At 27.3% G+C, this 249-nt stretch carries 1 protein-coding gene and 1 pseudogene; both read right to left on the bottom strand.

The window, feature by feature from the left end:
- Positions 1-90, bottom strand: a pseudogene (locus SB658_RS26245) (L,D-transpeptidase); the annotation flags it as partial.
- A gap of 30 nt (positions 91-120) precedes the next feature.
- Positions 121-249, bottom strand: a 129-nt coding sequence (locus tag SB658_RS26240; protein ID WP_410603421.1) for a DUF3978 family protein, incomplete at its 5' end; no start/stop codon positions are given.

Genomic DNA, 249 nt, shown 5'->3' with positions numbered 1-249 from the left:
CTGATCGTTTGTTGTAGCTGCCTCAGCATTTGTGAATGGAATAGTTAAAAATCCTAATGATAATAGTGCGCTTAATAATAGTTTTTTCATTATATTCTCCTTTTTGCTATTGTAATTGTCTTACATACAATGAATTTGCAATCCTCGTAATACTTTATTTACATTTTCATCTAATGTTTCAAAGAAGGTAGTAATCTTTGGATTTTGTTTGTTGTTTTTATCAATAAGTAATCTTTCATTTAGTAAAAG

This window comes from Bacillus sp. SIMBA_008, assembly GCF_046535495.1.
Lineage (GTDB): Bacteria > Bacillota > Bacilli > Bacillales > Bacillaceae > Bacillus > Bacillus subtilis.
Note: the sequence above shows the minus strand (reverse complement) of the source record. Positions and strands in the feature narration are given on the sequence as shown.